Here is a 26,305-nt window from a genome sequence, read left to right as displayed (position 1 = left end):
TTTGAATGTCTTACTTAGGCTCAGTCCTTTTCTGGATAGAGCCCTTTTTATTCGGGAAACTTTTCCTATTGCCGATAAAAATGGGCTATAATTTAAGTAGCATAACTAAAATTCGTAAAAAACAATTGGAGGGAAACGTATGTATCCAAATATTTTAAGACATCCCGGACCTACCCCAATCCCTAAGAAAGTGCTGCAAGCAATGAATCAGGATATGATCAGTCATCGCAGCGAGGAATTCGTCCATTTATATCAAGAAACCACAAATCGTGTGAAACCTATTTTCGGTACGAAACAGGATATTCTGCTGTTGCCGTCAGGTGGTACGGCTGCATTGGAAGCCGCAGCGGTCAACACGGTTTCTCGAGGAGAAGAAGTTGTGGTCATCACAGTTGGCGCCTTTGGCGACTATTTTGTCTCTATTTGTGAGAAATATGGTTTCCATGTACATAAGCTTGAAAAGACTTGGGGCGAGGCATGTAGTGAGGAGGATCTTACTGAGTTTCTTAAACCTTTATCAAACATTAAGGCAGTCTTTGCCACCTATAACGAAACATCAACGGGGATTTTAAACCCTATCGATAAATTAGCACATGTCGTCCATACTTGTTCGGATGCACTATTTATTGTTGATGGAGTCAGTTGTATTGGCGGTGCACCTGCTGAAATGGATCAATGGGGAATTGATATTTTAGTAACCGGGTCACAAAAAGCGATGATGCTTCCACCTGGACTTGCCCTGTTGAGCATTAGTGAAAAGGCATGGAATGTAATCGAGGAAAATCAGACAGCAGCTTATTATTTGAATTTACTTAGTTATCGTGATTGGGCCGTGAAGGGTATGACACCTAACACCCCTGCTGTTTCCCTCATTTACGGGCTTTCTGCGGTATGCGATTTAATTGATGCGGAAGGTGGTTTTTCGCAAACGGTTGCAAGACATGAGCTTATGAAAGACATGGTTCGTGCGGCAATGAAGTCCCTTTCTATCGGGTTGTTGACGAGTGACGAGTACGCTTCACCAACGATTACGGCTATACGTACACCTGAGGGATTGGATCTTTCTTCATTTATTGGCCATCTAAAGCAAAAATATCACCTTGATTTTGCTGGCGGGCTAGGGTCCTTGCAAGGAAAGGTATTCCGATTTGGCCATATGGGTTACTGTTTTCCTAGCGACATCCTTGAAGCTGTTTCACTCATGGAGGCAGGCCTACAAGACTTCTCCTATTCCTTTGAACCAGGAGCCGGAGTGAGCGCTGCACAGAACGTATTTCTGACAGCCCACCGGAAATAACATAAAAAAGGACAGCCTCGGCTGCCTTTTTTCATGTTAATTATGACTCCATCTGTCTTGCCAGGAAACCTGCAGCTGTTTCAACTGCCTTTTGTTCTACTTCTCCAAGTGTACCTTCTCTAGAAAAAATAATAACGGCACCAATAGGGTCACCATTGGCAATAATCGGTCCAATAGTATAGGAGGATACGGTTTCATCATTACCATCAGCTAGTGCAATATCGCCTTGCTGTGTTTGGATCACCGAGTTCCGCTCTTCCATTGTTTTTTCCACTAAATCACTGATATTCTTATTTAAGTAATCTTTTTTAGAACTACCAGCAAGAGCAATATAAGTATCTCTATCACAGATTAAAACAGGGTTACCGAGGCTATCAAATAGGGCTTCTGCATATTCTTTGGCAAAATCGCTTAATTCGCTGATTGGTGAATACTTCTTTAAAATGACTTCCCCGTCTCGATCCACAAAAATCTCTAACGGGTCCCCTTCACGAATACGCAAGGTTCTGCGTATTTCTTTGGGAATGACGACACGACCCAAATCATCGATTCGACGAACTATTCCAGTTGCTTTCATCCAATGTTGCCTCACTTTCATCTGATGATTTTTCAACTTGGTAATCAGAAAAGCGGAAGCGCCTTGACCAGGGGCGACAGGCATAAGACGAGCAGGCGAGAAGGCTGTTCTTTAGCCTTCTTGACTGATTGGCTTATGACCCCGAGCCCCTAGGCGCTGCAGCTAGACCGTTATCTTTTTAAGATAATAATCCTCATTTACCAACTTTGAACTTAGTATCTTTCATCTGGAAAGTTCTATACACAATCGAATTATTTTTTATTACTTAACAGGGTTTTCCCGTTCCCGTTTAGCTAGCGGAATACCTTTCACCATCTCTCTGACAATGTGAAGCCATTGTGCAGTATCATATTCTTTTGTTTTGATCACAATTTTTAATTTGGTGCCTTCCATCCCTGGATTTACATTACGGCCAAATTTACTGCCAATATGGAATATTTTTGCGCCATCAATGGTGTTAGTAACCTGATCATTGATAAAAATGGTCACCTCTTGTTTCGCTTGTTTAATTTGGTCGACTCCATTTTCAAGAGCATACACTTTTATTTCAGCAATTTGGAAAAGGTAGTCCACCTCTGCTGGATATTCACCAAAGCGGTCATGCATCTCTTCCTGGAGTTCCTCCATTTCCTCAATGGATTCAAGCCCCCTAAACCGCTTATACATCTCAATCTTTTGATGACCATCTTTAATGTACGTATCCGGAATATACGCATCAATTTCTAAGTCAATTTCAACTGATTTCTTTACTTCTGCACCGAGTTCTCCCCTTCTCGCTTCAATTGCCTCTTTTAGCATTTGCGAATAAAGATCAAAACCGACTGAGTCAATAAAACCATGCTGCTGGGCACCCAATAAATTTCCAGCGCCGCGAATCGATAAATCACGCATCGCAATTTTAAAGCCGGAACCTAACTCCGTAAACTCTTTAATGGCCTGGAGGCGTTTTTCCGCCACCTCTGTTAACACCTTATCCTTACGATAGGTAAAATACGCATAGGCGACGCGATTGGATCTTCCAACACGGCCGCGGAGCTGATAAAGCTGGGAAAGTCCCATACGGTCGGCATCAAAAACGATCAAGGTATTCACATTCGGGATATCTACACCAGTTTCAATAATGGTCGTGCTGACAAGAACATCAAATTCACCAGCAAGGAAGCTAATCATGACAGATTCCAATTCATTTTCCGTCATCTGCCCATGGGCACAGGTAACCCGTGCATCAGGGACTAGCATCGATATTTCCTCAGCTTTCCGTTCAATATCTTCAACCCTGTTATATAAAAAGTAGACTTGTCCGTCGCGGGCTAGCTCCCGTTCAATCGCTTCCCGCACTAACGAGCCATTATATTCCATGACATAGGTCTGCACCGGGAACCGATTCTCTGGCGGTGTTTCAATAACGGATAAATCTCTGACACCAAGCATCGACATATGGAGTGTCCTTGGGATGGGCGTTGCCGTTAAGGTTAATACATCGACATTCGTCTTTAACTTCTTAATCTTTTCTTTATGGGTAACCCCAAATCGTTGCTCTTCATCAATAATTAACAGTCCTAAATCACGATAGACAATATCCTTTGAGAGCAGACGGTGGGTACCGACCACAATGTCGACCGTCCCCGCTTTTAAACCCTTCATGGTTTCCGTCTGCTGCTTCTTCGAGCGGAAACGGCTTAATAACCCAATATTAATCGGATAATCTTGAAAGCGCTCCCTTAATGTTTCAAAATGCTGTTGTGCCAAAATAGTCGTTGGCACGAGAAAGGCTACTTGCTTCCCATCAGCAATCGCTTTAAAGGCGGCGCGAATCGCAACCTCTGTTTTGCCATAACCGACATCACCGCACAAGAGACGATCCATTGGGCGTGCTCTTTCCATATCCCTTTTGATTTCAACGATAGAGCGAAGCTGGTCTTCTGTTTCCTGGTAGGCAAAGGATGTTTCAAATTCCCGCTGCATATCACCGTCCGGTGAAAACCCGTAACCTACAGCCGCTTCACGTTCTGCATATAATTTAATTAAATCGTCGGCAATATCCTGGACAGAGGATTCAACCTTTTTCTTAACTTTCTTCCAATCACTGCCGCCCAGCTTGTATACTTTGGGCTCTTTCCCTTCCGAACCAACATATTTCTGGACAAGGTCGATTTGTTCCACTGGAACATACAGCTTATCTGTTCCCTGGTACCGGATGTGCAGGTAATCCTTATGAACCCCGTTAATGACAAGGGTTTCAATTCCAAGATATTTCCCAATCCCGTGATTGACGTGAACCACATAATCGCCAATCTTAAGTTCAGAATAACTCTTAATCCGTTCTGCATTCGATAATTTTTGCCGGCTTTTAGATTTCTTCACCCGTTTATTAAATAATTCTTCTTCCGTGATAATGGCCATTTTCTGGATAGAAAGTTCAAACCCTGATTGCAGGTTTCCTTTCATAATCTGAATTCTGCCAGGTAAAATCTGTTGGCCATCTTTAACGATAGTGGCATCAATTTCATAGTCTTCGAGCACACGCTCTAACTTTTTAACCCGCTCTTCGTCCTGGCCTAAAAAGACAACTGAATAATTCCCCTTTTTCCATCTGTCAACTTCTGCTTTTAATAGATGCATTTGCCCATGGAAATTTTGCATTTGCTTACAGGAAATATTAATGATATTTTGCGGGCTCGTATTGGCTACATGACGTAAGAATAAGGACATATAAAGAATAGGGAATTCCTTTTTCTGCAGCATCGCTTGTAAGTCATGGGAAATATGTAAATCATGGATGATTTGCCCCTCACCAAGTAACCCTGTATACCACTCGGCTTCCTCTTTCACAAGGGAATCATTCATCTCTTGAACCCGGCTGATTTCATCAATAAACACAAGACCATTCCGTGGAAGGTAGTCTAGTAAACTAGCAGGTTGGTCGTATGCGAGTGATAAGTATTTATAGACTTGGTCAGGTTTTTGCCCATGCTTTAACTGTTCAAGATCATGGCTGATATTCTGGTTGAGCTGTATTTTCGCTTTATCGTCTTTTAACTTCTTTAAGCTATGCGCTAATCCAGTTTCAAGCTTTGAAATCATTCTGCTATAATCCTCTGCCTCTAACAGAATTTCTGTTGCGGGCCCAATCAACACTTCCTTGATTTTTCCTTTGGAGCGTTGATCATCAAGAGAGAAATAACGGATTGAGTCGATTTCTGTATCAAATAGCTCGATCCGTAGCGGATCTGCCTCCGTAAGCGGATAAATATCAATGATCCCGCCTCTGACACTGAATTCCCCTGGCGTGGTCACCATTTCAACACGGACATAACCCATTTTAACAAAGGTATGGAGCGATTTATCGATATCGATATCCTGGCCAACTGCTAACTTCAGCTGATAAGAGTTCCATAAGGACTTCGGAGGAATGATTTTCTTTAAGCCGGCAATTGGGACAATTATAATTCCTTTGTCTGACCTGCTCCAATAATTTAAGGCCTCTATTCTTTGCGCTTTTAATTCCGGACTCGCAATGCTAAGCTCAGCCGCGATTACCTCATTGGCAGGAAAAAGAAATACTTCCCTCTCACTTAATAGATTGACAATATCATCATAGAGTTTTTGCGCTTGTAATAGATTATGGGTAACAAGCATGATTGGCCGTTTCATCTGCTCGTAAATACAAGCGGTCAGTACCGTTCTTGACGATCCAGATAAACCGGCTGCAAGCTGTTCCTTTAATCCTCCCTCAATCCCGGCAATCATCGAGTGAATATCTTCCTGATGCAGGAATAATGACTTTAAACCGTTCAAGGTTTCTCCCCCCTTCTTATTTCATATTACTAGCATTTATATAGTAAAAATAATAAATAGAAAAACGCTTTGGAGGGCTTCCAAAGCTAATAGAAAAGCGTAAGCGCCCTGGTCAGCGGCGTATGGCCTGGAGCGCTCCAACTGAGATAAAGGAAACACGAAGAGCCGGAGGCGATTCGATGTTGACTTATCGTAGGGCGGAGAGCGAAGGGCACTAGCCGCTAGGGCGCTGGAGCTGGACAATTTTAGTGAATAAGGAAATCGTATTGATGGTAATCTGGGTTCCGCTCTAATGCCTCTTGGCAGTCCTCGCAAATGGCTGTTATATGAATATCACCAGATGCGTCATAAGCAACCATTTCCTGTCTTTCTTGATCCGTTAATTTATGAAGACCAAGGGTTTCTGAGTGTACCGATGCTTTATCAATGGAACCAAGTTTTGTACCACAATGACGACAATGGTAATGGATGGTCACACGGGTCCCTCCCTAATCTACGATTCCTTCATAGTATTAACCTGATAGGAGGAACTTATTCACCTAGTTTATGCTAACATAGCCCTGCATTCTACTTTCCACAGTTTTGCTTTATTGTATGAAAGAAAGACTTGTATCATGAACAATTACTGATTATATTCATTCATGACTTGCAAAAACGGTTTTTCAAGCCAGGACGCACAGGCATCCGCACTTCTTTTCACGGCTTCCTTTGTAAATGGCATTTCATCGGGGCTGAAACGCCCAAGAACGTAGTCAGGTACACTCATTCCTGTTTTAGGACGGTCAATGCCGATTCGAATACGGTTAAATTCCTGCGTACCAAGATGGGCAACAGTAGACTTAATTCCATTGTGGCCGCCAGGGCTCCCTTTTTGACGAAGCCGTATCTTCCCGACTGGCAGATCAAGATCATCATAAATGATTACTAAATCCTCTACCTCTATTTGATAGTAATCCATGACCGCTCTGATTGATTCTCCCGACAAATTCATATAGGTTAATGGTTTTAAAAGTAATATCTTTTCCCCATTATAAGTACCAATCCCATACATACCTTTAAATTTTGATTGATTTAACGGGATGGAAAATAGATTAGCCAAGGCATCAATGACTTCAAAGCCGATATTATGTCTTGTTTGTTCATACTGCTTCCCAGGATTACCTAAACCAACAATACATTTCATGGGTCCCACCTCTTTCGGTTCAGCAAACCTGTTAAAAATTTTTCGAAACATCGCTATTCTCCCATTATATAATAATTCTTTTGATTATGCGTTAAAAGACGTAACCATTTAAGGTTACGTCTTTTCTCTTATTCAGCTTTAGGCGGGAGTCGTTTCTCTACCTTCTTCTTGATCTGGATGCCCGCCGTCCTGTTGCTCGCCAGCATTAATTTCCTCTTCCTGTCTTGGAGGTAGGATGGAGGCGATCACTTCATCATCCTCATGGTTGATCGTAAAGGCACCGGCAGATGGAATATCACCAGCCAAAACGGTTTCTCCTACCTGCAGATTCGTTATATCTACTTCAATTTGCGCCGGAATATTGTCAGGAGTAGACGTAATCGATAATTGGTGAACAGGTTGCTGTAGGACACCACCATCTTTTACACCTGCTGCCTCTCCAACAAGGACAAGCTTGACATCAACATTAATCTTTGAAGATTTATCCACGGCTAGAAAATCTACATGGAGAATTCCTTTTTTAAAAGCATCCTCTTGATAGTCGGTTAACACCACATCATGCTTGCTGCCATCCACATCAAGGGAAATGACTCCATTCCTGCCAACCGTTCGAAGTGTTTTTGTTAAATCTGCCGAGCTCACATATACCGGTTTACTCTCAAATCTAGCACCGTAAATAATGGCGGGGATGCTTCCAGCCTCCCTGATTTTCCTTAGAGCAGAAGACTTGAGTTCCTTCCGTTCCTTTGCTTGTAAAACAGTACCCATATGTTTCGTCACCTTCCTACTTTAGTATCTATTTAAAATACCCCAAAACAGGAAGGACTAAACATGTTTATTTTCCAACGCTACCGCTTTTTATATCAATCAAACAGTGTACTTACAGACTGCTCTTCGTGGACACGAATGATTGCTTCACCAAGTAATGGAGCGACAGATAGATTGACAATTTTTCCTCTTCTTTTCTCTTCTGGAAGAGAAATCGAGTTGGTAACAACTAATTCTTTTATTTTCGAGTTTTCAATACGTTCAATCGCTGGACCTGATAATACTGGATGTGTACAGCACGCATACACCTCGGCAGCCCCATTCTCTACTAAAGCATTGGCAGCAAGAGTGATTGTTCCTGCTGTATCAATGATGTCATCAATCAAGATCGCTACTTTCCCTTCAATATTACCAACAATATTCATCACTTCAGCCACATTCGGTCTTGGACGGCGTTTATCGATAATGGCAATGGGTGCTTTTAAACGCTCTGCCATTTTTCGTGCTCTTGTTACCCCGCCATGGTCTGGGGAAACAATGACAATGTCACCAAGCAATTCCTTGTTTTTAAAGTACTCTGATAAAATTGGTACACCCATAAGATGATCAATTGGAATATCAAAGAATCCTTGAATTTGCGGTGCATGGAGATCCAAACAAATAACACGGGTTGCACCGGCAGTCTCTAACAGGTTTGCCACAAGTTTAGCTGTAATCGGTTCACGAGCTCGTGCTTTACGATCCTGACGTGCATAGCCATAGTATGGCATAACAATATTGATTGTCTTTGCTGAAGCACGCTTTAAAGCATCAATCATGATTAATAATTCCATAATATTATCATTTACAGGTAAACTAGTTGATTGAATAACATAGACATCACAACCACGGATACTTTCTTCAATATTAATTTGGATTTCTCCATCACTAAACTTTGAGACTGAACATTTTCCGAGTTCCACACCAATAACCTTAGCGATTTCTTGTGCAAGGGGCAGATTTGAATTTAAACTAAACACCTTTAAATTTGGATCTAAATATTGATTTGACATGATGGGCCTCCCATTATCATTGCTATTTCTTAAGATTAAGCTTTTGAACGTAGTTTTCTTTATTTACCTGCCGTGCTCGTGCAATAGACAACGCATCACCTGGAACATTCTTTGTGATGGTAGATCCAGCTGCCACATAGGCACCTTTACCAATTGTAACAGGGGCAACAAGGTTAGAATTACAGCCAATAAAGACCCCATCTTCAATTTTTGTTAAAAACTTATTTTTACCGTCATAATTCACGGTTATCGAACCACAGCCGATGTTGACATCACTACCCACCTCGGCATCCCCGATATAGCTAAGATGCGAGGCCTTGCTTCCTTTTCCAAAAACAGCTTTCTTAATTTCGACGAAGTTCCCGATTTTTACCTCATCACTTATATTGGAATCAGGACGAATATGGGCAAAGGGACCAATGTTAACATGGGAACCAATTGAGCTTTTATGTGCAGCCGATTGGCGAATAACCGTTTCATTGCCAATTTCGCATGCATCAATTTCTGAATTTGGGCCAATATGACATTCTGTTCCAATGGTTGTCCTGCCTTTTATAATCGTTCCTGGATAGATAACAGTATCCTGTCCGATTTCAACAGCTGTTTCTATATATGTGTTAGCAGGATCAATAATGGTAACCCCATTACGCATATGAGTTTCATTCGTCCGTTTACGCATAATTCGCTCGGCTTCCGCTAAAGCAACACGATCGTTTACACCCAGAGTTTCTTCGAATTCATCTGTTTGGAAGGCTGTGACCACTTCTCCCTGGTTTTTCAGGATTTCGATGACATCTGGTAAATAGTATTCGCCTTGAACATTGTCATTGGAGACCTGCCGTAATGCTTCGAATAAGGCACGGTTATCAAAACAATACGTTCCTGTATTGATTTCATTTATCCCCCGTTCCGCTTCTGTTGCATCCTTGTGCTCAACGATCTTTTCAACAAGACCGTTTCCATTACGAATGATTCTGCCGTATCCTGTTGGGTCTTCGATTCTTGCTGTGAGGATTGTGGCTTTTGCAGCTGACAGCTCATGATGTTTAAAAAGAGACTCCATTGTCTCGGCTTTAATTAATGGAGTGTCACCGCAGACAACAATAGTTATACCGTCTTTTCCATCCAGAATTGCTTGGGCCTGCATCACGGCATGGGCAGTTCCCAATTGCTCTTCCTGCAAGGCATAATGGCTGGCATTCCCTAATTGTGCTTGCACCTTTTCAGCTCCATGGCCAATAATGGTCACCATTTCCTGAACGCATAGCTTTGTGACTTGATCAACAACATGTTGTACCATCGGTTTGCCGCATACTGGGTGTAATACTTTATACAGCTTTGATTTCATCCGCGTTCCTTGCCCTGCGGCCAAAATCACAGCATAACGATTAGACATGGACAGTCCTCCAATTTACCTTTTTATCCATTAAAAATATTAACGTAAATGGGCTCGCTTTTCAAGAAGTGTAAGGAAAGTGTCTAATTTTGTAATATTAAGTTTATTAGGGGGAATGATGTAGGGGATAGTGGGAGTTTCTAAAGACAATAAAAAGAGCCTTACTCAGAAGAAAGGCCCTAGTTGTAAAAATCCTTAGGAAGCTCCGGCTTCTTCAAATTCTACTTCCATTTCACCTAAACGGTGGTACTCAGCCAAAACCGCTTCTTGGATTTTACCGCGTGTTCCCGAATTGATTGGATGCGCAATGTCACGAAATTCTCCATCTGGAGTACGTTTACTTGGCATAGCTACAAATAAACCGTTATTTCCGTCGATAACACGAATATCATGAACAACAAATTCATTGTCCAACGTGATAGATGCAATCGCTCTCATTCGACCGTCCGTGTTAACCCGGCGTAATCTTACGTCAGTTACTTCCATGTGCTCACACCCTTTTTGTTAAAATAAAATGCTAGTTAATAAAATTCAACAATAAATTCTGAATTCCTTCTTAAATTTTAAAATTCTTTTGAAAAATTAGGGCAAAATAGTGAACTTTTGTAAGAAATGGGCATTTATATATATATGATAGGCTGGAAGTAAGACAAAAAAAACGCTCGTTTACTTTACGAGCGCAACAACTTCAATTTCAACTAAGGCATCCTTTGGCAGACGAGCAACCTCTACACAGGAACGAGCTGGTTTATGTGTGGAGAAATACTCACCATACACTTCATTTACCGCAGCAAATTCATCCATATTTTTAATAAAGACGGTGGCCTTTACAACGGTTTCAAGCGATGCACCAGCTTCATTTAATACTGCCTGTAAATTACGGAAAACCTGATGGGTTTGCTCTTTTATATCACCCGTTACCATTATCCCCTCAGCCGTTAATGGAATTTGGCCGGAACTATAAAACAGATTATTCACAACAATTCCTTGTGAGTAAGGTCCGATAGCTGCGGGTGCTTCATTAGTTTGAACTACTTTCATGTTAACCCCTCCAAATATTAAAATAGTTTCCCTCATGTACACTAATCTTTTTTTCTTTTTCATCAACATTAGATAATTGGACGAGGGATAAATATTCATCCACTAACCGTTCTTGAATTTTCTCGGCCTCAACTAATACAGCAATGCCCGCTAGATGGGAATTAAACTCTTCCAGCATGCTAATCATCCCCATGACGGTCCCGCCAGCCTTCATAAAGTCGTCGACAATGAGGACACGCGAATCCTGCTTCATACTTCTTTTTGAAAGCACCATCGTTTGGATTCTTTTAGCAGACCCGGAAACATAATTAATGCTTACGGTTGGACCTTCTGTTACCTTACTATCCCGACGGACAATCACGACCGGGGCATTTAACTGACTTGCGACTGCATAGGCAAGGGGGATCCCTTTCGTCGCCACCGTCATAACTACATCAATTTTAGCGTCGGCATAGGCTGAGGCAATAATGCGTCCTGCCTTTTGCACCACCTGCGGATTTCCCAAAATATCTGTTAAGTATAAATAGCCTCCAGGTAATAGTCGTTCCGAATCTCCAATTAAATGACATAATTCATTTATAAACGGCTCCACTTCTTCGCGGCTTACCTTTACGAAAAATTTAACTCCACCGGCAGCCCCTGGTACTGTTTGCAGCGTCCCGATTCCTCTTTGCTCAAACGTCTCTTTGATAATCGCCAGATCTTCACTAATAGAAGACTTAGCAGACGTATATCGGTCGGCAAAAAAGGTGAGCGGTACAAGCTGACGTGGATGATCCAGTAAATAATTTGTCATATCTATCAAACGTTCGCTGCGGCGAAATTTCATAATAAACCCCCAAAAACCGAATATTCTTAGTTAAGAATATCATTATTGTACGCCCTTAATCAAGTGAGTGCCGTTCTCCAAGCATGCGAACGGCGAAAACCTGATCACAGAATCCCCTTAATCCATTATAGATTCGGTGCATTCTTGAATCATGCTGAACAATTCCAAACACCGTGGGTCCGCTTCCGCTCATTAAAACAGCATCAGCACCAAAGCGCTTCATTTGCTCCTTTATTTGAGCCACTTCGGGGTGTAGATGTAAGGTTACATCCTCAAGAACGTTTCCAACCTTGCTGCATACCTCTTGATAATCATGATTGTGGATTGCCTCAATCATGCCGCCAATTTCAGGGTGTTTCGTTTCATTTACATCAAGCCGGCGATAAACCTCGGCTGTTGATACGCCAATGAAGGGCTTTGCAAGGATCACCCAGCAGGTAGGTGGTGCAGGTAACTCGGTGATTAGTTCCCCTCTTCCTGTTGCTAATGCCGTTCCTCCATAAACACAAAAGGAAACATCCGACCCAATCTCACTCCCAAGCTCCGCTAATTCATCCAAGGTTAAACCAAGGTCCCAAAGCCTATTCAGCCCCCTTAACGTTGCAGCAGCATCACTGCTGCCCCCAGCTAGTCCAGCAGCAACCGGAATGGTCTTTTCAATTGTGATTAGTACACCTTTTTTCACATCAAATCGATCCTTCAACAACTGCGCTGCTTGAAAGGCAAGGTTCCGCTGGTCATCTGGAACGTATCGATTATGGGAAAGAATATGTATTTTATCTTGATTTAATAAAGTTAATTCTACTCGATCTGCTAAATCAATGGTGGTCATAATCATTTCCACCTCATGATAACCATCGGAGCGTTTATGTAACACATCTAATGCTAAGTTTATTTTAGCCGGTGCTTTGACTAACAACTTCACTACTTCCACCTACTTCTGTATAATCCATTCCGAAATCCACATTTTGTCCTATTTTACCACAAAATGATAAATGTAAGACGTGAGATATGATAAATCTTGTCAAATAAAATATTTTATCATGACTTTTTTATAGAAAACAGACACAAAAAAAGAAAAAAAGACCGGTACAGGACATTTTGCCTCCTGGTACCGGCCTGCTGTGGTTAAGATTTGTTTAAACAAAAAAGCGAAAGGCTCCTGCAGCTAGAGTTAAGACTTCGGTCCCCGATGAATCAGCTGTTCTTGAGCAAGCTCAACGGCCCGTTTCACCATGTTTCCCGCATCCCTTGCCTTGATGCCGCCCCATCCCTCTTTTTGAACGACATCATAAAACCCAAGTTCTTTTGCAAGTTCCTCTTTAAAGCCTTCGGACATAATTCCTTTTCTTCTGCCCATCTAAACAACCCCTTTCGTACCACAGTGTTCTTAGTATGGGGTAATCGTGGATTTTCATGATAACCAAATGATTCTGTAAACAGCAAAAAGCAGCAAACCTTTGTTTACTGCCATCCATTGCTTATATTCTAGCTTAAAGCTACATGTCCTGCTGCATCATCGTAGAAAGTAATTTGTACTGTTTCTGTTAACACATCCGCATAGCTGTAAGAAACACGCTCGAATGAATTTTCGTCTTGATCTAATTCAATAACAAAAACAGATGGGTAAGTTTCAGCTAAAACACCAGAACGTTCAATTGTTTTCCTGCGTCCTCCGTTTGCTTTTAGCAGTAATCTTTTCCCTAAATTTGTGTCAAGAGCCTTTTTGATATCGGCTAAGGTTTTCGGCATTCAATCCACCTCACTGTGTAAAGTGTAACACACTGACATAGTTTTTGTCAAACAAAAATATAAATTATATCAGTCCGACAAAAAGTTTGTCAATAATTTTTATTCTACTTTTTCTTCTAATTTTCAACATTTCTTAGCCTTACCTTGTTAGTGGCAGAATATGTATCGTATCAAAAAAAATAAGCCGACCGAAAATGCGCAGGCTTATTCTTCTTCATCTTGTACTGGCTTGTAAGGCATTCCTGTTCGTAACACACCTCTTGTTTCAATGCCTCCAAGGCCCTTCTCCCCTGTTAATGTATTCCTTAGTACATCCCAAACGTTAATTCTTTCCATAAACGGGGTAAAGCTTATTTTTGCGACAATATAGACTGGGTCTAGTGCATGAATATTGATCCTTGAAGGAGAACTGGCGAAATTTGCCCCTGCATGAATGAGTGATTCAAAATGGGATTGGCAGGCCCCGGCAAAGATGACCAGTTGATCTAAATGAGGAATTTTCTTTCGTGCCTCTCTGACGGTTAGAACGAAATGTTTAGAATGACGGTAAGCATTGATATCCGTCATCTTCCCTTTTGCCTTTGAATAGGCATCATGCCCGGTGATGACAAGAATATCCGGACGATAGAGGTCAATCAATCCAGCAATTTTATCCGGCATCTCCTTTTCGTTGCAATGAATTCCTAAAACCGGTATCCCGATTTTTTCATATAATGTCATACATTTCTTCAAATAGGCCGGGTCACCATCTAAATGGAGCACCCTCCCTGGGATTTGAAAGTAGTTGCTCGGTTTTACATAGCCGCCCGTTGCTTCATATTCCTGTCTTGATTTTAACAAATCAACATCCTGGGTAAAAAGCCGCAACGATTGTTCTTCTAGTGTTCTATACTCTTGGCTTAGCTTTACCCGTTCATGTTGGTTCACTACCACCAAATCAGTGTAAGGTGCATCAGCAACAAGTCGAAAATCCTCACCATAAAGAATAGCAAATTTCTTGTTATTAATTTGCCGCATATCGATCACACGAAAGAGAAGGTCACAATTATATGATTTTCTTCCGACAATATCATTTATTTTAATTTCCACTGCCGTCACTCCAATAAGACCAGCAAATGAGGCCTTTTGTTTAGGATTTCCCTCATAGGCTATGCAAACAGAGGGGTCCATGTGAATAAAAACCTGTATATGAAGGTTATGAGGAAATAAGATGTCTTGTCCTTAATCGCGTACCAAGCAAAAGTAAAATAGGCGGAGGTTTTCCGGCTAAATGCAGAATAGAGCTCATTTTGGGATAAATAAGCGTAGATTTTCCGATTATGAAAGAAAATACCCCTCATTTTTAGACCTTTTGAGTCAATAGGCGGAATCTCTCCGTCTATTTAAGACTTTTTTTATCCTAATGACACATTAGGAGGAAATTCTCCGTCTTTTTATCTTCTCAGGTGCTTAGCCTGACCTCCCCACCGATAAGTGCGGACCCTCTTGATCCTAGATGCAGGAATCAGCATTTTTTTATCGACATGCTAAATAAAGAAAAAGACGTATGGCAATTCATACGTCAATTCTTGTGTCTCTTCCTAACATAGCACCCGAAAATGGAACTTCTTAATAAACTCTGCGGGGTTTTTCAAAAACTTATTCTTATTAACTATTCTGTGTCTCAATGGAAATGTGGGTATAGTTCGTCAGCTAACCGGCTAAATTCCTCTAGAGAAAGGGTCTCACCTCTTCTAGAAGGTTCGACTCCACTCGCATCTAAGGCAGCAAGGATTTCCTCTTTCTTTTGTTTCCCATCAGGAAGCTGACTTGTTAGGTTGTTGAGTATCGTTTTTCTCCGTTGCGCAAAGGAGGATCTTGTCACTTGAAAAAAGAATGCCTCATCTTTAACCGACACAGCTGGCCGCTCACGCTTGGTCAGCCTAATGACGGCTGAATCAACATTTGGCTGAGGGACAAAGACGGTCTTAGGGACAATCATGACCGTTTCAGCTTCAGTGTAGTATTGGATGGCAATCGAAAGCGAGCCATAGTCTTTTGTACCAGGCTTGGCTGAAATCCGGTCAGCAACCTCTTTTTGCAGCATACAAACAATCCCGCGAATCGGCAGGTGGTCCTCAAGCAACTTCATGATGATGGGCGTTGTCACATAATAGGGTAGATTTGCCACAACCATGACATCATTCATACCTGTAAATTCTTCATCCATCACCACTTTAACGTCTGATTCTAGTACATCTTTATGAATAATCTTCACATTTTCATAGGGTGACAGCGTATCCTGCAAGATTGGTAATAATCTTTGATCAATTTCAAACGCGACAACCTTCTTACTTGTGCGGGCAAGCTGTTCGGTTAGAGCACCTATTCCCGGCCCGATTTCTATTGCTCCGGAATTCTCATCAAGATTAGCGAAGCTTACGATTTTTTTTAATATATTCGTATCAATCAAGAAATTTTGACCAAGGCTTTTTTTGAAAGAAAACCCATATTTTTCGAGAATGGCCCTTGTTCGTACAGGGGTTGCGATATCTTTATTCATTGTGTTCCTCCTGGCATACAGCGCCTAGTGCTTCTGCAAATTCCTGTTTGCTGATTTGAAACATCATTAAACGCTTATGTAATTGTTTTCCGTTTGTATAACCAATTTTTAAAAATTCCCCCAACAGGATTCTTCTTTCCTTTGCCCCGTCACCACCGATGAGGCCAGCTGTGAGTAAATCCTCCTGCGTAATTTCCTCTGATATGTTTTCATGCATGATTTGAGCATCCTTTAAGGCTTCTCTTATCGCCTCTGGGCTGGCATGCTCCACGCCAAGACCCCTGCCGTTTTTAGCAATAGCCGCCTCTTTTGTTAGAAAAGCGTGCTTACAGCCTGGAACTGCTGCAGCAATTGTCTTCCTAATCTTTTCACCCGGATAATCAGGATCGGTAAAAATAATGACGCCTCGTGTTTCTAAGGCTCGCCTTACGCTTTCAATGGTACTCTGATTAACTGCAGAGCCGTTCGTCTCAATCGTGTCTGCATTCACTGATCGTTTAATCGCTGTCGTATCATCTTTTCCCTCTACGACGATTATTTCTTTAATCTTCATATTAAAAATGAAATCCTCCGTAATAAAAGTAGTAAAAAATGAAAAATAATTGAAACATTTTTGTAATGTCCATCGTCTATATTATTAAATGAATTCATACAATGAAAGTAAGAAAAAATAAAAATATACAATGATGTATCGATAGTAAGTATAAAGAAAATCTTAAAAAAAGCAAAATGCAGAGGAAATATCCCTCTGCACTTACATGAATTATTGCAAGATTTTTATCTTTACTTTCTTCCGTCCCCAGCGGTATGCTTCCGCATTGGAAGGCATCAATAAATCAATGATATACCCTTTAATCGCTCCGCCTGTGTCGGCAGCTACAGCATAGCCATAGCCTTCAACATACACCTTTGTTCCAAGAGGGATCACTCTTGGGTCAACCGCTATGACTTTCATATTCGGATTTGCGCGGAGATTAAGACCCGTTGCCGTATGACCAGAACAACCGTTGCAATACGCTGTATAGGCAGTTGCCGTGACGTAAAACTCTGTTCCTGTTTCCTCTGCACCACGTGAAACCTGCATCGCTAATTCCTTCGTTCCGACAGCCACAACTTTATCTTGTTTTGCCGTAATACTTTGCTCATTGAGCAATTTTCTTGAAATTTCCTTGCCATTTTCAAGCATGACTTCATATTCTTTAGATACCCTGCCATGCTTGCCGGGGGTGACAATTTTCTCTTTCCCTTTTTCTAAACTTTCATCCTTTTTTGTTACCACGGCAAATTGAACTGGTTCTTCCACTACATCGGTGACTTTTTCTACGCGAATGACGTTAACAACACCATTCTCTGGAACGGCTTCTGTTAATGATGGTTCAACTCGGTCTAATTCATTTAGTTTGATACCCTGTTGTGTTAAAAAGTCAGCGACCGTAGCCGAAGTGGTCCACACTTGTTGCTCCTTGCCTCCGTCCACATATGTAAGATGAAATGCGGGATCTATTTCAATATTCATCTTATTTTTGATTGCCGTTTGTGGTCTTGGTGTAATTTCATCCTGTTCCTTTAATACAATTTTCTGCTCCTTTAAAAGCTCAGCCACTGTTCCGGCTGTCGTCCAGATCGTTTTTTTCTCGTTGTTCTTTACAATGTGAACCTTGTTTGCCTGCTTCCAAACAACTTTAAGGTGATCCTTCACCTTCGTATCTGCCTTTGGAGACAAGTGATCTTGTGAGCGGATGGGCACATCCAGATCATCTAATAGTTCCTTGATGGTATCTGCATGCGTTTTTACGACCTCAGGCTTGCCATTAAGTGTAATCGCCACTGTGTTCTTTGATCCTTCAAATAAAAGAACGCCTAGAGCTGTTAGCAAAACTACAAAACTAGCAAAAGCAATGGTCAATGCCCTTCTGCTCAAAGACTCGGAAACCAGGTTTTTCATGTGTTTGAATACGATGAAAAACGCCTCCTTTTCTAGAGAGAGATTTAGTACCATGCTGTCGGCTGTCAATCCTTGCATACCCTGTAAAGGTATTTCTAATTATGCACAAACCTGGAAACTTTGCAAAGAAAAACTTATCGACATGGTTATCCTATGTTGAAAAGGAGACGTGTAGAACTTTTTGTTATCTGAAAAGATTTGGACAAGCTTCTTGTGTCTTCGACAAAATCCTTTAGCAGTTTATGGCGAAACATTTTTTAGCATTTCGTGTCGTTGCCTCCGCTACTTCCGCAAATGTCAATCCTTTTATTTCGGCAATTTCCTCAGCAACTAATTTTACATACCCGGGTTCATTTCGTTTTCCACGGTATGGGTGGGGGGCTAAGTACGGGCAATCCGTTTCAATTAACAGTTTATCTAATGGAATTTCTGCCGCTACTTCCTTTGGCTTTTTTGCATTTTTAAAGGTAACAGGGCCGCCAAGAGAAATATAAAAGTTCATCTCCACGCATTTCCTTGCTATTTCAGGGCTGCCGCTAAAGCAATGCATAATGCCGCCTACCTCCGCCGCCCCCTCGTCCTCTAAGATTTCCATGATATCTGCTGTTGCCTCACGGTTATGAATCACAATTGGCAGCTTTACTTTTTTAGCCAGCCTGATTTGTCTGCGGAAAACCTCCTTTTGGATTTCTTTTGGAGACTTGTCCCAATGATAATCCAGGCCCATTTCGCCAATGGCCACTACCTTTGGATGTGATGCGAGTTCCTCAATCCATAGTAAATCTTCATCCGTCATATCAATGGCATCAACTGGATGCCAGCCAACACAGGCATAAATAAACGCATATTTTTCAGTAAGCTCCATCGCTCTTTGGATCGTGGGACGATCAAATCCAACGACAACCATATTGGCAACACCTTCATTTTGTGCCCTTAAAATGACCTCTTCTAAATCTTCGTTAAATTGTTCATCGTTTAAATGGACATGTGTGTCGAATAACATATGATCATCAAACCCTCATTTCTATTTTTTTCTTTAAATTGTGCATGTACTGCCTTCTAATGTCAAAATTCAAACAAAAAAAGGGAAATACCACGTAATTTGTTTCACGTGGAACAATGAAAGTGGAAGCACCTTGCCCAGGGGCGCCGGAACTAGACACCACTCAAAGGAAAAAGCGCCTTATTTAGACGCTTTTTAAAAAATTATTTTACCTTCGAACCGTTTGGCAATGTTTGATCAACAGTTGCTACGGAGAGCTGACCGTCCTTTGATCCCGCTAAGATCATTCCTTGTGACAATTCACCACGTAATTTAACTGGCTTTAAATTAGTAATACAAATAACCTTCCGGCCGACCAGTTCTTCCGGTTTATAATACTGGGCAATTCCCGATACAACTTGGCGCTTTTCGTAACCAAGATCAAGTTGCAGCTTTAGCAGCTTATCCGTCTTTTTAACAGGTTCTGCCTGAATAACCTCAGCTACCCGCAAATCAATTTTCATGAAATCATCAATAGCAATTTCATCAATTTCCTCTGGTTTTTCTTCATTCTTTTCCTCGACAACGGGTGCTGACCCCTGCATTTTTTCTTTGATGAATGCCACTTCGTCAGCAATTTCAAGTCTTGGGAATAGCGGTGCATCCTTTTCTACCATTGTTCCACTTGAAATCACACCAAAGCGTTCAAGACTATCCCATGTTTTAAGGTTCTCATCCTGTATACCCAGTTGTTTTAAAATCCCGTTAGGTGTACGGGTTAAAAACGGCTGTAAAAGGATCGCAGTTTGACGCAATGATTCTGCCAAATGAACCATAACACTTGCAAGTTCCCCTTTACGTTCCTCATCTTTAGCCAAGGCCCACGGTTTAGTTTCATCAATATATTTATTTGTCCGGCTGACCAATTGCCAAATGGAAGTAAGCGCCACTGAAAATTCCATTTTTTCCATGGCCTCTTCGTATTTTACAACAGTTTCACGATTGATTTGAAGGAGTGTCTCATCAAATTCACCGACAGAACCTACATAGTCAGGAATCACGCCATTAAAATATTTTTCGATCATCGCAACTGTTCGATTTAACAAGTTTCCAAGATCGTTGGCTAAGTCAAAATTAATTCTTTCGACAAATCCCTCCGGTGTAAATACGCCATCTGCTCCAAAAGGTACTTCCCGTAATAAATAATAACGGAGCGCATCGAGACCATAGCGGTCGATCAAGGTGACAGGATCTACGACATTCCCTTTTGATTTGGACATTTTCCCATCCTTCATCAGCAGCCAGCCATGAGCAAACACTTTTTTAGGAAGTGGTACATCCAATGCCATCAACATAATTGGCCAATAGATCGTATGGAAACGGACAATTTCCTTGCCTACAAGATGCACATCTGCCGGCCAGTAATTTAAATATTTATCTTCATTTTCGGTTCCATAGCCAAGCGCCGTTATATAATTTGAAAGGGCATCAATCCAAACATAGATAACATGTTTCGGATCTCCAGGGACTTTAATGCCCCAATCAAACGTTGTTCTAGATACCGCTAAATCTTCCAAGCCAGGCTTGATAAAATTATTAATCATTTCATTTTTTCGCGATTCCGGCTGGATGAAGTCAGGGTTTTCCTCATAGTACTTTAATAGACGATCAACATATTTACTCATTCTAAAAAAGTAGGATTCTTCTTTTACCTTTTCAACTGGACGGCCACAATCCGGACACTTTCCATCCACTAACTGACGGTCGGTAAAAAAGGATTCACACGGCGTACAATACCAGCCTTCGTATTGGTCAAGGTAAATATCCCCCTGCTCAAGCAGTCTTGCAAAAATCTTCTCTACCGCTTGTTTATGTCTCTCATCCGTAGTCCGGATAAAATCATCATAAGAAATATCAAGCTTATTCCAAAGTTCTTTAATACCAGCAACAATTTCATCAACATACTGCTGCGGAGTAATTCCCTTCTCTTCCGCTTTACGCTGAATCTTTTGTCCGTGCTCATCTGTTCCCGTTAAATACATAACGTCAAAACCGCGCATCCGCTTATAACGAGCCATCGCATCACCGGCAACGGTGGTGTAAGCATGACCAATATGTAAATTTCCACTTGGATAGTAAATCGGTGTTGTCAGATAAAATGTCCTTAATTTTTCCGCCATTTCTTTTCCCTCCAATAGGCAAGCCCCATTCAAACATTATTGCCTCTTTTTGCTGCTTCTATCATCAAAATATACCGAAAAATGAACTTTTGTGCAAGAAAGTGTCTTTAGCGTATTTCCAATTTCTATAAATTTCTTCCTAATACACCCATAAAGAGGTAGGAACCATCGAAGTCTATAAGGGACAAAGGTGCTGAATGTAGAATTTTGTCGAATTTTCCCCAAAATGCTGTTGCTGAAAATTCATTCTACAATAGTATTATACTACTAGTTTGATTGGTTCAGCATTAGGGTAAACCCTATTAAATCAGCAAACGCATATTGGTAATATTTTCTTGTTATTTTTCAAAATAAAATAATTGACGAATATGGGAAGTACTGGTATTATAAATTTATAAGAAATTTGTCGAATAATGACGAATGAAAAAAATAGATTACTAATATGTGTGTATACGAGAGGAGATCAAATTATGAAGTCTACAGGTATTGTTCGTAAAGTTGATGAATTAGGTCGTGTGGTTATTCCGATTGAATTAAGACGTACTCTTGGAATTGCTGAAAAGGACGCTCTTGAAATCTATGTGGATGACGAGCGCATCATCTTAAAAAAATATAAGCCAAACATGACTTGCCAAGTAACTGGTGAAGTTTCTGACGATAATTTGTCACTTGCCGGCGGTAAATTAATTTTAAGCCGCGAAGGTGCAGAACAATTAATTGAAGAAATTCAAAAGAATTTTGAACTAGCGAAATAATAACAAACTCCAGCACTGATCGTGTGCTGGAGTTTTTTTTAGTTATTGTCTATATGATACGCTTGATAAACTTCCCGCTTACTTAGCCCGCGGTCCTTTGCAGTTTGTTTGATCGCATCCTTCGATGATATGCATTTTACCGATATGTAGTGGTTGATGTGTTCCTCAAGTGACAGCTGCTGCCACCAGCTATTGCTGTCCTCTTCTGCCGGTACATCAGACCCTTCAATAAGAATACAAAATTCCCCGCGGATTTCATCCTTTTGCGCCCAAGCAATAACTTCCTCCAGGGTTCCGCGAATAAACTCTTCATATTTTTTGGTTAATTCTCTGCAAATCGCTATTTTCCTGTTACCGAGGATTTCCAGCATAATCGATAAGGTTTCTTTTAATCGATGCGGAGATTCATAAAAGATAAGCGTCGCCATTTGCTTTTTCAAAACTTCCAATTCCGCTCGTTTGTCTTTCTTACTGCGATTAAGAAATCCATAAAAATAAAAAGGCTGGCAGGAGATTCCCGAGGCAATTAAGGCTGTGAGTGCCGCATTTGCACCCGGTAATGGGACAACTGTCATTTTTTCACTAATCGCTTCCATCACAAGCTCATAGCCGGGATCAGAAATCGCAGGCATGCCAGCGTCACTAACAACAGCCACCTTTTGGCCTTCCTTCACTTTTTGAATCAGTTTCTCCCCACTTGATTCCTTATTATGCTCATGATAGCTAACAACAGGGGTATCAATTTCGAAATAATTGCAAAGTTTTTTTGTATTTCTTGTATCTTCAGCAGCAATTACATCTGCCTCTTTTAAGATTCTTATTGCTCGAAAGCTCATATCCTCAAGGTTCCCAATGGGAGTTGGAACTAAATAAAGAATTCCTTTATGCTCCTCATTTTCAAAACTTTTCTGCTGCCACATGATATCCACCCATTTCTTCCATTAAAAACTCTATTTTCTGCTTACGAGATAACTGTTTAAAATAATATTCCGCACTCATCGCATCACTTTTATTGTCATACCCTTTATAAAAGGTAAGCGCTACAGGACTCCTGCTACGTGTGTATTTCGCCCCTTTCCCCTTATTATGAAGCATAATGCGCCGTTCAAGATTATTTGTATAACCCGCGTAAAGACTCCCGTCCCTGCATGTTACCACATAAAAAAAGTGTTCACTCTTCTCCATATAAAATCCCTCTGATTTCAGGTGTATATTCATCTGCATCATTATAAACAATGAGTGGTGGCAGGATTTTTAAATCTGGACTGCCGTCCTTTATTGCTTCAACTAAAACTGTGTTGCTTTCCTTACCAAGCTTTGGATAAACAAACTGAATCCGCTTTGGTTCGAGCCTGTACTGCCTCATCAATGTAATGATATCGATAAGCCGGCCCGGGCGATGGACAAAGGCCACTTTCCCACCCTGCCGCACCAATTGACTTGAAGCCTTAATCGTATCCTCAAGTGTACAAAGGATTTCGTGGCGCGCGATAGCAAGATGTTCATTAGGATTGATTTCGTCCTTTGAAGGAGTCGTAAAATAGGGTGGATTACACGTAACCACATCGAACTTGCCAAAGCCTAGTTGTTTGGACATCTCTTTAATATCACCGTGAATCATCTGTAACTGCTGTTGAAGCCCGTTATATTCAATACTTCGGATTGCCATATCATATAAACGATCTTGTATTTCAACGCCAATTATAGTCCCTCTTGTGCGGGCGCTTAAAAATAAGGGAATTACCCCATTACCGCTGCAGAGATCAATTAAATTCCCCTTTTGAATGGGTACATATACAAACCGGGCCAATAATACAGCATCGAGTGAAAAGGAAAAAACGGATGGGCTTTGAATAATCCTCAAATCCTCGGCAAGCAAATAATCGAGTCGTTCATCATCTTTCAAATTTACCACTAAAACCATCCTATTCTAATATGAAAATAAGGGCTGATTTTATCAGCCCCCTTAGGTTATTTCTTATTAAGAAAAGAAAGGCAGAATAAACAATCTCCTTCCTTTCGCAAACTTCCAAAATGAAGATTACAAATGTGAAACCCTTCATGATAAAGACGGGCAAGGTTGTCGTACCCTTCTCCAATATCAAAGAGCTTTTCCCCTGGAGAAGCCTCCTGATGGGCGGGGCCCCCTTCGGCTTTTTTATTCTCTGTTTTTTTCTTTTCTTCTTTAATTGATACATCTAAACGGCGTCTCAGATGTTCATTTTCCAGCTTTAAATAATGATTCTCTTCGAGTATTTCAGCTAAATGCTGCTTTAATTCTCCGAGTTTTTGGTAAAGATGGCCAATTTGCGTTTCCATATTACTCACTGATTCAAATATTTCCTTTTTATCCACGGCGCACACCTCTTAATCTGTGGACTGTATAGAAAAGGCACCTTCTTTAATAATTTCTTCCAAGGTATACTCCAGAACTCGGTCTTGTTCCTTAAGTTCCACTTGAAGTACCCGCTCTAATATATTTAGTCCTACCACTTTTCCTGCACCCTGCGGTGTTTCAATGATTTCCCCTAAATCAGGCAAAGCTTCTTTTGCGGCTTCATATTCATCATTTTCATATTTTAAGCAGCACATCAATCTGCCACATAAACCGGATATTTTTGTAGGATTTAATGAAAGGTTTTGATCCTTCGCCATTTTAATAGAGACGGGATCGAAATCACCTAAGAAGGTTGAACAACATAGCATTCGGCCGCATGGGCCAATACCACCAAGCATCTTCGCTTCATCACGGACGCCAATCTGGCGTAATTCAATGCGTGTCCGAAAAATAGCTGCTAAATCTTTGACCAACTCACGGAAATCAACTCTTCCATCAGCAGTAAAGTAGAAGATAATCTTATTTCGATCAAATGTATATTCAACATCCACTAGCTTCATATCCAGTTGATGTTCATTCACCTTTTCATTACAAACCTCATATGCCTCTTGGGCTGCCTGCTTATTTTCTTCGACAATCATGCGATCCTTCTGGTCAGCAATTCTAACCACCTTTTTTAATGGAAGAACCACATCATGCTCCTCTACCTGTTTACGGGCGATAACTGCCCTCCCGTATTCAACGCCGCGGACCGTCTCAACAATCACAAAGTCATCCTTTTCGATTGAGAGGTCTCCAGGATCAAAATAATAGATTTTCCCCGCTTTTTTAAAGCGAACTCCTACAACATCATACAAATGAAGATCCCTCCTGAATTTTTAACACAAGCTGTTCCATCATCAGCTGAGGATTCATATTTGCCTGCAGCTTCCTTTTTGCATCAAGAATAGCTGACATTTGATCCGATAAGCGCCGTCCAGATGTTTGCAAGGCAAATTGTTTTAACCGCTCTCTTTCTTCTATGAAAACAATTTGCTCCTGCTTATCTAATTGTATATAAAGTAAATCCTTAAAAATAAGAAGTAAAAGGTCTAAACCACGTTGAATCTGTTCTTTATCCTTAAAGTGCAGAAACCAATCACCCTGGAGTGTTACCATTGCCTCAAGGGGGTTTTTTCTCAACACCTCATATAATTTTACCACTATTTTTTGGGCTTGTGCAAACCATTCATCGACATTTAATTTGAGGGCCTCATCCAGATTATTCGTTAACTGTGCCAGCAGTGGTGCCTTAGCCGGTTCAACGCCATTTTCTTGTAGCTGTTTCACCATTACCTGGGGAGCTAACGGACGAAATGCCAATACTTGGCATCTAGAAAGTATGGTTGGCAATATTTGCTGCAGTTGTTCTGTTAATAGGAAGGCAACTGTCCCAGGACTTGGTTCCTCCAAAAACTTTAGCAAACTATTTGATGCACTCACACTCATTTTATCTGCATGGACTATGACATACACTTTTCTTGAGGATTCGACACCCTTTTTGGAAAACTCCGCTTGTAGATTTCTAATTTGGTCAACCTTAATCGATAACCCATCAGGTTCAACGATATGAACATCAGGATGATTTCCATTATTGATGCGTCGGCAATTAGTACATGACTCACACGGTTTATAGCCTGCAAGTAACGACTCGCAAAAAAGTGCTTTTGTCAGTAATAGACTAACTTCCTTTTTCCCTGTCCCTCTTATGCCTTCAAAAAGGTACGCATGGGCCACTCTATTTTTCAGTAAGCTGTTTTTTAACATTTTCAATACTGTCCACTGCAGCTCTTCTAGTTGATCCCATGTTTTTACCATGTTACTCACTCAC

The 26,305-nt window shown here is 41.0% G+C and carries 27 protein-coding genes; 2 read left to right on the top strand and 25 right to left on the bottom strand.

Annotated features, from left to right (window positions below):
• Positions 1 to 139 precede the first annotated feature (139 nt).
• The gene (locus RCG19_RS09700; RefSeq protein ID WP_308110660.1) at positions 140 to 1,297 is read left to right on the top strand and encodes a pyridoxal-phosphate-dependent aminotransferase family protein; all 1,158 of its coding nucleotides are present in this window, start codon (positions 140 to 142) and stop codon (positions 1,295 to 1,297) included.
• A gap of 40 nt (positions 1,298 to 1,337) precedes the next feature.
• On the opposite strand, the gene spoVT is transcribed toward RCG19_RS09700, so the two are convergent.
• From spoVT to metG, 19 genes are all read right to left on the bottom strand, one after another.
• Entirely contained in the window at positions 1,338 to 1,874 is a 537-nt protein-coding gene (gene spoVT, locus RCG19_RS09695; protein WP_166243864.1) for a stage V sporulation protein T, read from the bottom strand.
• A gap of 261 nt (positions 1,875 to 2,135) precedes the next feature.
• Positions 2,136 to 5,672 (bottom strand): transcription-repair coupling factor, encoded by a 3,537-nt coding sequence (gene mfd, locus RCG19_RS09690; protein ID WP_308110659.1) that lies wholly within the window; start codon positions 5,670 to 5,672, stop codon positions 2,136 to 2,138.
• A gap of 245 nt (positions 5,673 to 5,917) precedes the next feature.
• Positions 5,918 to 6,148, bottom strand: a complete 231-nt coding sequence (locus tag RCG19_RS09685) for an anti-sigma-F factor Fin (protein ID WP_166243860.1) — start codon at positions 6,146 to 6,148, stop codon at positions 5,918 to 5,920.
• A 146-nt stretch (positions 6,149 to 6,294) separates the two neighbouring features.
• Entirely contained in the window at positions 6,295 to 6,855 is a 561-nt protein-coding gene (gene pth, locus RCG19_RS09680; RefSeq protein ID WP_308110966.1) for an aminoacyl-tRNA hydrolase, read from the bottom strand.
• 138 nt (positions 6,856 to 6,993) lie between these two features.
• On the bottom strand, positions 6,994 to 7,623 hold the full coding sequence (locus RCG19_RS09675) for a 50S ribosomal protein L25/general stress protein Ctc (RefSeq protein WP_308110658.1): 630 nt from the start codon (positions 7,621 to 7,623) through the stop codon (positions 6,994 to 6,996).
• Positions 7,624 to 7,718: 95 nt separating this feature from the next.
• The gene (locus RCG19_RS09670; RefSeq protein WP_166243856.1) at positions 7,719 to 8,675 is read right to left on the bottom strand and encodes a ribose-phosphate diphosphokinase; all 957 of its coding nucleotides are present in this window, start codon (positions 8,673 to 8,675) and stop codon (positions 7,719 to 7,721) included.
• A gap of 22 nt (positions 8,676 to 8,697) precedes the next feature.
• On the bottom strand, positions 8,698 to 10,071 hold the full coding sequence (gene glmU, locus RCG19_RS09665; protein ID WP_166243854.1) for a bifunctional UDP-N-acetylglucosamine diphosphorylase/glucosamine-1-phosphate N-acetyltransferase GlmU: 1,374 nt from the start codon (positions 10,069 to 10,071) through the stop codon (positions 8,698 to 8,700).
• A gap of 195 nt (positions 10,072 to 10,266) precedes the next feature.
• Positions 10,267 to 10,557 carry a septation regulator SpoVG gene (gene spoVG / locus RCG19_RS09660; protein ID WP_007084183.1) on the bottom strand — a complete coding sequence of 97 codons (291 nt, stop codon included), beginning with the start codon at positions 10,555 to 10,557 and terminating at the stop codon, positions 10,267 to 10,269.
• Between the two features lie 180 nt (positions 10,558 to 10,737).
• Positions 10,738 to 11,112 carry a 2-iminobutanoate/2-iminopropanoate deaminase gene (gene ridA / locus RCG19_RS09655; protein ID WP_166243852.1) on the bottom strand — a complete coding sequence of 125 codons (375 nt, stop codon included), beginning with the start codon at positions 11,110 to 11,112 and terminating at the stop codon, positions 10,738 to 10,740.
• A gap of 1 nt (position 11,113) precedes the next feature.
• Positions 11,114 to 11,941, bottom strand: coding sequence for a pur operon repressor (purR, locus tag RCG19_RS09650; RefSeq protein ID WP_308110656.1), 828 nt, complete (start codon positions 11,939 to 11,941; stop codon positions 11,114 to 11,116).
• Positions 11,942 to 11,996: 55 nt separating this feature from the next.
• The gene (gene ispE / locus RCG19_RS09645) at positions 11,997 to 12,866 is read right to left on the bottom strand and encodes a 4-(cytidine 5'-diphospho)-2-C-methyl-D-erythritol kinase (protein WP_166243848.1); all 870 of its coding nucleotides are present in this window, start codon (positions 12,864 to 12,866) and stop codon (positions 11,997 to 11,999) included.
• Between the two features lie 249 nt (positions 12,867 to 13,115).
• Positions 13,116 to 13,301: a small, acid-soluble spore protein, alpha/beta type gene (locus tag RCG19_RS09640; RefSeq protein ID WP_166243846.1), complete on the bottom strand. Its 186-nt coding sequence runs from the start codon at positions 13,299 to 13,301 to the stop codon at positions 13,116 to 13,118.
• 128 nt (positions 13,302 to 13,429) lie between these two features.
• The gene (veg, locus tag RCG19_RS09635; RefSeq protein ID WP_007084178.1) at positions 13,430 to 13,693 is read right to left on the bottom strand and encodes a biofilm formation stimulator Veg; all 264 of its coding nucleotides are present in this window, start codon (positions 13,691 to 13,693) and stop codon (positions 13,430 to 13,432) included.
• Between the two features lie 204 nt (positions 13,694 to 13,897).
• Positions 13,898 to 14,791 (bottom strand): sporulation peptidase YabG, encoded by an 894-nt coding sequence (gene yabG, locus RCG19_RS09630; RefSeq protein ID WP_374049611.1) that lies wholly within the window; start codon positions 14,789 to 14,791, stop codon positions 13,898 to 13,900.
• Positions 14,792 to 15,356: 565 nt separating this feature from the next.
• Positions 15,357 to 16,235: a 16S rRNA (adenine(1518)-N(6)/adenine(1519)-N(6))-dimethyltransferase RsmA gene (gene rsmA / locus RCG19_RS09625; RefSeq protein WP_308110653.1), complete on the bottom strand. Its 879-nt coding sequence runs from the start codon at positions 16,233 to 16,235 to the stop codon at positions 15,357 to 15,359.
• Positions 16,228 to 16,788, bottom strand: a complete 561-nt coding sequence (rnmV, locus tag RCG19_RS09620; RefSeq protein WP_308110652.1) for a ribonuclease M5 — start codon at positions 16,786 to 16,788, stop codon at positions 16,228 to 16,230. Before rnmV ends, rsmA begins: the two co-directional genes overlap by 8 nt.
• A 210-nt stretch (positions 16,789 to 16,998) precedes the next feature.
• Positions 16,999 to 18,180: a ubiquitin-like domain-containing protein gene (locus RCG19_RS09615; RefSeq protein WP_308110965.1), complete on the bottom strand. Its 1,182-nt coding sequence runs from the start codon at positions 18,178 to 18,180 to the stop codon at positions 16,999 to 17,001.
• 232 nt (positions 18,181 to 18,412) lie between these two features.
• On the bottom strand, positions 18,413 to 19,183 hold the full coding sequence (locus tag RCG19_RS09610; RefSeq protein ID WP_308110650.1) for a TatD family hydrolase: 771 nt from the start codon (positions 19,181 to 19,183) through the stop codon (positions 18,413 to 18,415).
• A 203-nt stretch (positions 19,184 to 19,386) separates the two neighbouring features.
• Entirely contained in the window at positions 19,387 to 21,342 is a 1,956-nt protein-coding gene (metG, locus tag RCG19_RS09605; protein WP_308110649.1) for a methionine--tRNA ligase, read from the bottom strand.
• Between the two features lie 470 nt (positions 21,343 to 21,812).
• Between metG and RCG19_RS09600 the strand changes: the two genes are divergently transcribed.
• Positions 21,813 to 22,097: a transition state genes transcriptional regulator AbrB gene (locus RCG19_RS09600; RefSeq protein WP_166243835.1), complete on the top strand. Its 285-nt coding sequence runs from the start codon at positions 21,813 to 21,815 to the stop codon at positions 22,095 to 22,097.
• A 38-nt stretch (positions 22,098 to 22,135) separates the two neighbouring features.
• Here the strand turns inward: RCG19_RS09600 and rsmI are convergent, their stop codons facing one another.
• The 6 genes from rsmI to holB are packed head-to-tail and all read right to left on the bottom strand — an operon-like array spanning position 22,136 to position 26,292.
• Positions 22,136 to 23,017: a 16S rRNA (cytidine(1402)-2'-O)-methyltransferase gene (gene rsmI / locus RCG19_RS09595; protein ID WP_308110648.1), complete on the bottom strand. Its 882-nt coding sequence runs from the start codon at positions 23,015 to 23,017 to the stop codon at positions 22,136 to 22,138.
• Positions 22,995 to 23,282 carry a GIY-YIG nuclease family protein gene (locus RCG19_RS09590; RefSeq protein ID WP_308110647.1) on the bottom strand — a complete coding sequence of 96 codons (288 nt, stop codon included), beginning with the start codon at positions 23,280 to 23,282 and terminating at the stop codon, positions 22,995 to 22,997. Before RCG19_RS09590 ends, rsmI begins: the two co-directional genes overlap by 23 nt.
• Positions 23,269 to 24,012 carry a tRNA1(Val) (adenine(37)-N6)-methyltransferase gene (locus RCG19_RS09585; protein WP_308110646.1) on the bottom strand — a complete coding sequence of 248 codons (744 nt, stop codon included), beginning with the start codon at positions 24,010 to 24,012 and terminating at the stop codon, positions 23,269 to 23,271. Before RCG19_RS09585 ends, RCG19_RS09590 begins: the two co-directional genes overlap by 14 nt.
• Before the next feature lie 56 nt (positions 24,013 to 24,068).
• On the bottom strand, positions 24,069 to 24,452 hold the full coding sequence (gene yabA, locus RCG19_RS09580) for a DNA replication initiation control protein YabA (RefSeq protein WP_166243827.1): 384 nt from the start codon (positions 24,450 to 24,452) through the stop codon (positions 24,069 to 24,071).
• A gap of 12 nt (positions 24,453 to 24,464) precedes the next feature.
• A complete protein-coding gene (locus RCG19_RS09575; protein WP_308110644.1) occupies positions 24,465 to 25,292 on the bottom strand; it encodes a PSP1 domain-containing protein in 828 nt (275 codons plus the stop codon).
• Positions 25,285 to 26,292, bottom strand: coding sequence for a DNA polymerase III subunit delta' (holB, locus tag RCG19_RS09570; RefSeq protein ID WP_166243823.1), 1,008 nt, complete (start codon positions 26,290 to 26,292; stop codon positions 25,285 to 25,287). Before holB ends, RCG19_RS09575 begins: the two co-directional genes overlap by 8 nt.
• Positions 26,293 to 26,305 lie beyond the last annotated feature (13 nt).

Source organism: Neobacillus sp. OS1-2, from assembly GCF_030915505.1.
GTDB lineage: Bacteria > Bacillota > Bacilli > Bacillales > Cytobacillaceae > Neobacillus.
The sequence above is the reverse complement of the archived record's forward strand: the minus strand, read 5'-3'. Positions and strand labels throughout refer to the sequence as shown.

Excerpts from the sequence above, each read along its gene's own strand:
- RCG19_RS09700 (WP_308110660.1), top strand. The coding sequence starts at position 140 with ATGTATCCAAATATTTTAAGACATCCCGGACCTACCCCAATCCCTAAG.
- spoVT (WP_166243864.1), bottom strand. The coding sequence starts at position 1,874 with ATGAAAGCAACTGGAATAGTTCGTCGAATCGATGATTTGGGTCGTGTC.
- pth (WP_308110966.1), bottom strand. The coding sequence starts at position 6,855 with ATGAAATGTATTGTTGGTTTAGGTAATCCTGGGAAGCAGTATGAACAA.
- RCG19_RS09675 (WP_308110658.1), bottom strand. The coding sequence starts at position 7,623 with ATGGGTACTGTTTTACAAGCAAAGGAACGGAAGGAACTCAAGTCTTCT.
- RCG19_RS09670 (WP_166243856.1), bottom strand. The coding sequence starts at position 8,675 with ATGTCAAATCAATATTTAGATCCAAATTTAAAGGTGTTTAGTTTAAAT.
- glmU (WP_166243854.1), bottom strand. The coding sequence starts at position 10,071 with ATGTCTAATCGTTATGCTGTGATTTTGGCCGCAGGGCAAGGAACGCGG.
- spoVG (WP_007084183.1), bottom strand. The coding sequence starts at position 10,557 with ATGGAAGTAACTGACGTAAGATTACGCCGGGTTAACACGGACGGTCGA.
- ridA (WP_166243852.1), bottom strand. The coding sequence starts at position 11,112 with ATGAAAGTAGTTCAAACTAATGAAGCACCCGCAGCTATCGGACCTTAC.
- purR (WP_308110656.1), bottom strand. The coding sequence starts at position 11,941 with ATGAAATTTCGCCGCAGCGAACGTTTGATAGATATGACAAATTATTTA.
- RCG19_RS09640 (WP_166243846.1), bottom strand. The coding sequence starts at position 13,301 with ATGGGCAGAAGAAAAGGAATTATGTCCGAAGGCTTTAAAGAGGAACTT.
- veg (WP_007084178.1), bottom strand. The coding sequence starts at position 13,693 with ATGCCGAAAACCTTAGCCGATATCAAAAAGGCTCTTGACACAAATTTA.
- rsmA (WP_308110653.1), bottom strand. The coding sequence starts at position 16,235 with ATGAATAAAGATATCGCAACCCCTGTACGAACAAGGGCCATTCTCGAA.
- rnmV (WP_308110652.1), bottom strand. The coding sequence starts at position 16,788 with ATGAAGATTAAAGAAATAATCGTCGTAGAGGGAAAAGATGATACGACA.
- RCG19_RS09615 (WP_308110965.1), bottom strand. The coding sequence starts at position 18,180 with ATGAAAAACCTGGTTTCCGAGTCTTTGAGCAGAAGGGCATTGACCATT.
- RCG19_RS09610 (WP_308110650.1), bottom strand. The coding sequence starts at position 19,183 with ATGTTATTCGACACACATGTCCATTTAAACGATGAACAATTTAACGAA.
- metG (WP_308110649.1), bottom strand. The coding sequence starts at position 21,342 with ATGGCGGAAAAATTAAGGACATTTTATCTGACAACACCGATTTACTAT.
- RCG19_RS09600 (WP_166243835.1), top strand. The coding sequence starts at position 21,813 with ATGAAGTCTACAGGTATTGTTCGTAAAGTTGATGAATTAGGTCGTGTG.
- rsmI (WP_308110648.1), bottom strand. The coding sequence starts at position 23,017 with ATGTGGCAGCAGAAAAGTTTTGAAAATGAGGAGCATAAAGGAATTCTT.
- RCG19_RS09590 (WP_308110647.1), bottom strand. The coding sequence starts at position 23,282 with ATGGAGAAGAGTGAACACTTTTTTTATGTGGTAACATGCAGGGACGGG.
- holB (WP_166243823.1), bottom strand. The coding sequence starts at position 26,292 with ATGGTAAAAACATGGGATCAACTAGAAGAGCTGCAGTGGACAGTATTG.